This is a genomic window from Arthrobacter sp. GCM10027362, assembly GCF_042679445.1.
Lineage (GTDB): Bacteria > Actinomycetota > Actinomycetes > Actinomycetales > Micrococcaceae > Crystallibacter.
Genome location: NZ_JBHTML010000274.1, coordinates 1 through 3,799 on the forward strand (window position 1 = coordinate 1; position 3,799 = coordinate 3,799).

Genomic DNA, 3,799 nt, shown 5'->3' on the forward strand with positions numbered 1-3,799 from the left:
CGCACCGCCTCGGCGCGCGGGCGGCGGGTCGCCGTGGGATCCCCCAGGGCCTGGCGGACGACGTCGATGTTCTCGCCCGGGGCATCGGCCGGGGCCAGCGCGACGGCGGCATGGCTCTGCGCGGCCGGAACCAGGCTCTGCACATAGGAGCGGATCTGCGAAGCGAGCCGGGTCAGCGAAGTCCCGGCCGCGGCGGCGGCAGCTTCGTCAAGGCCCACATACAAAACGAACCCTCGGGCCACAGTGTCATTGCTGACCGCCTGCGGACCGGGGGTTCCATTGGGCGCGACCACGGGGGTTGGCGCGGTGGCCGGGTAGGCCGGGTCCGGGACCGCCTGCCCCGACACCGGGCGCAGCACGCGGTAACCCTGCTGGTCCAAGTGCCGCGGGCCGCCCGGGCGCTGCGCAGCAGCGGCGCGGTTCTGGGCGTTGCGGACGGAGATGTGGACGTATCCGGATGAAACTGACATTTCTAACCTCAATAATGTGAATGGCCGCCACCACGGCGCGAATGCATTATGTGCCCGCACGGGATGCCGTTGCCCGCCATTGGACAGAAGAGACTTGCCTGGATAACTCTGGGGTGCCGAGCTAGGCCTGCATTCGGCAACAGCACTGTCTCCCGGGGGAGGTTCCTGTCCGGAAGGCTGCGGCTGCAGATGCTGTTGCAATGTTGTTCACGCCATAGATCTTGGTCGTAACAAACGATACGTGCAAGTAATAAAAGCCGTTTTCGTCCACATAGTGAGATTTTGGGGCTTTTTGTGGCGTAGCTCACACCGCCGAGGGTCCGACAAATGCGAGACGGGAAGCATGCTTTCCTTATATAACTGCTTGGTTTTCCCCCGGTGAGGAATGCCGGCCGCCGCCGGGCGGTCAGGAACAGAAATGCGCCCGTTTGGCAAAACGTCCATTATTTGGACAAGCGTTGTGTTCCGCCTAGCCGGCCACCCCATAGAGGCGGTCCCCGGCGTCGCCCAGGCCGGGAACGATGTACGCCTTCTCATTCAGGCGTTCGTCAACCGAAGCCACCACGAGGGTGACGTTGGCGTCGGCAAGCCCCTCCTCCAGGAGCTTCAGCCCCTCGGGAGCCGCCAGCAGGCAGATGCAGGTCACGTCCGCGGCCCCGCGCGCAAAGAGGAACTTGATCGCCTCGCGCAGCGTTCCGCCGGTGGCCAGCATCGGATCGAGCACAAAAACCTGGCGGCCGGTCAGATCCGCCGGCAGCCGCTCGGCATACGTGATCGCCTCGAGCGTCTCCTCGTTGCGGGCCATGCCCAGGAAGCCCACCTCGGCGGTGGGGACCAGCTTGGTCATGCCCTCGAGCATGCCCAGCCCGGCACGCAGAATCGGCACCACCAGCGGGGTCGGCTTGGTGAACGCCGTGCCGACGGTCCGGGCCACCGGCGTCTCGATCTCCACCGGTTCGGTGCGTACCTCCCGGGTGGCCTCGTACGCCAGCAGCGTGACCAGTTCCTCCGTCAGCTGCCGGAAAACCGGCGACGAGGTGTTCCTGTCCCGAAGGACCGTGAGCTTGTGGGCCACAAGGGGATGGTCGACCTCGAGAACGCGCATGGCACCCAGTCTAGCGATTGCCGCCGGCGCCCGGCTTGGACCCCGCCGCGGCGCGGGGAAGAATTGTCCCCGTGACCGCCTCCGCCGCACCGCGCCGCCACCCCGGCAGCTACGACCGCTGGATGGGCCTGGCCCTGGCCGAGGCCCGCCGGGCGCTGGACAGCGCGGACGTACCGATCGGTGCCGTCGTCGTCGGCCCGGACGGCACCATCGTCGGCACCGGCCGCAACGAGCGGGAGGCGCACCAGGACCCCACGGCGCACGCCGAGATGGTCGCCATCCGCCAGGCCGCACAGGCACTGGGGTCCTGGCGGCTGGACGGCTGCACCCTGGTGGTCACGCTCGAGCCGTGCGCGATGTGCGCCGGCGCCATTGTGCTGGCCCGCATTCCCAGGGTGGTCTTCGGCGCCTGGGACGAGAAGGCCGGCGCCTCCGGCAGCGTGTTCGACATCCTCCGCGAGCGCCGGCTCAACCACTGGGTCCAGGTCTACCCCGGGGTACGCGAGGAGGAATGCGCGGCGCTGCTGCGCGACTTCTTCGCCGGCCACCGCTAAGCCGGCGCGCACCTTCGCACCGCCGCAGCCTCGGCCCCGCTGCCGTCCTGGTCCAGGCCCGGCCGCGGCCGTTCCGGGGGCCGGTTTGGGACCCGGCCGAACACCGGGTAAAGTTATGGCGTTGGTGACGTGTCCGAGCGGCCGAAGGTGCATCACTCGAAATGATGTTTGGTGTAAAAGCCAACGAGGGTTCAAATCCCTCCGTCACCGCCAACGGCAAGGCCCCTGCTTCCCGGGAAGCAGGGGCCTTCGCTTTGCCTGGCAGCCGGGCCGCCGGCCTTCTGCCCGGTGCCTCCCCGCCGGCCCACGGGTTCAGGACCGCCGGTTATTGCTCCCGCGGGTGGCACCCAGGGAACGGAAAATCTGCTCCGGAGTCTCCCCCGGATTGCCGAACTCGTGCCGGAGGAAAAACGCCAGGTCGTCCAGGGCCGCCCCCAGCAGTTCCCCGGCGAGGCGCAGGTCGTGGCGGTTGGACCGCCGCGCCCGGCTGCCCAGCTCGTACGCGTGGGCCAGCGGGTCCGGCAGCAGGACCTCCGGGCCGGCCTCGTGGAAGTAGTACGTCTCCGGGTTCTGCAACAGGTCCACGCGCATCTGGATGATGTCCCGGGCCAGGATCTCCAGCATCCGGCTGCTGCTGGTGTCGTCGGCATGGTCGAGAATGAGGGCATACTCGGTCTTCTCCAGCAGTTCCAGCCGGATCGCCAGGACGTGCCGCCTGGCCAGGGCCGGATAGATCTGCAGGAACCAGGACACCGCCGCCGTCAGCAGGGCGAAGCCGGTCACGGCCTCCAGCGGCAGGACCATGCGCAGCCAGCCGTCGGTGGCGACGACGTCGCCGAAGCCGAGCGTCGAGAGGGTGACCAGGGAGATATAGACCGCTTCGGCGAAGGCCGGATACGCCGCCGGGTCCAGCCCGGAAGAATAGGAGAAGCCTTCCGGGATGTGCGGAAGGCAGATCAGGGCCCAGCCCAGAAGCTCCAGCATCACCCACATGGCAACCACTGCGGCGATGGCGAGCGGGCCGATGATCGAACCGGCCGGCCGGTTGAAGGTCCTGCTGGCCCACCACACGGCCCGCGTGACCAGCCGGCTGAGCCGGCCCCGGCCGCCGGGATGGAGCAGGGTCTGGAACACATCCACCAAGCCGGCGGCGGCCAGCACCACTCCCAGGACGGTATAGAACCACGCCATGATCAGACTCTAGCCGGGGTCGGGCCCGCCGCGGCTGCGGCGGGCGCTTCACTAGACTGGGCTCATGCCCGAATCCCTGACCACCGCCACCGAGCACCTCGGCGCCGCCGGCGAACCCGTCCCGGACGCCTACTACGTGCGCCGGGACGCCCATCGCTTCCACTCCACCCTGCACTCGCAGGGCGCCTGGAACGACCACGAACAGCACATGGCCCCGGCCTCGGGACTGCTGATCCACGAGGTGCTGCGCAACCATCCGCGCCCGGACATGGTGATCAGCCAGGCCACCTTCGAAATCCTCGGGGTCATCCCCGGCGGCGCATTCGAGGTGCACACCGAGGTGGTCCGGCCGGGGCGGACCATCGAGCTGATCGAGGCCACACTCAGCGGCAACGGCCGCCCGGCCGTGCGCGCACTGATCTGGCGGCTGCTCACCGGGGACACCAGCGAGGTCGCCGGCGGCCCCGGCGGCCGGCTCC

4 protein-coding genes, 1 tRNA gene and 1 pseudogene are annotated in these 3,799 nt (G+C 68.8%); 3 read left to right on the plus strand and 3 right to left on the minus strand.

The window, feature by feature from the left end:
- Together ACFQ36_RS21380 and upp are read right to left on the minus strand one after the other, a co-directional pair.
- Positions 1-470 (minus strand): annotated as a pseudogene (locus ACFQ36_RS21380) (winged helix family transcriptional regulator); the annotation flags it as partial.
- Positions 471-939: 469 nt separating this feature from the next.
- Positions 940-1,575, minus strand: a complete 636-nt coding sequence (gene upp / locus ACFQ36_RS21385; protein ID WP_377017347.1) for a uracil phosphoribosyltransferase — start codon at positions 1,573-1,575, stop codon at positions 940-942.
- Positions 1,576-1,697: 122 nt separating this feature from the next.
- Here upp and tadA point away from each other — a divergent pair, with 122 nt between their 5' ends.
- Positions 1,698-2,129, plus strand: a complete 432-nt coding sequence (tadA, locus tag ACFQ36_RS21390) for a tRNA adenosine(34) deaminase TadA (RefSeq protein WP_377017354.1) — start codon at positions 1,698-1,700, stop codon at positions 2,127-2,129.
- A 123-nt stretch (positions 2,130-2,252) separates the two neighbouring features.
- A tRNA-Ser gene (locus ACFQ36_RS21395) sits at positions 2,253-2,342 on the plus strand.
- A gap of 99 nt (positions 2,343-2,441) precedes the next feature.
- Here ACFQ36_RS21395 and ACFQ36_RS21400 read toward each other — a convergent pair.
- Positions 2,442-3,320 (minus strand): potassium channel family protein, encoded by an 879-nt coding sequence (locus ACFQ36_RS21400; RefSeq protein ID WP_377017349.1) that lies wholly within the window; start codon positions 3,318-3,320, stop codon positions 2,442-2,444.
- Positions 3,321-3,384: 64 nt separating this feature from the next.
- Here ACFQ36_RS21400 and ACFQ36_RS21405 point away from each other — a divergent pair.
- The coding region (locus tag ACFQ36_RS21405) for an acyl-CoA thioesterase domain-containing protein (protein ID WP_377017351.1) at positions 3,385-3,799 on the plus strand (415 nt) is incomplete at its 3' end.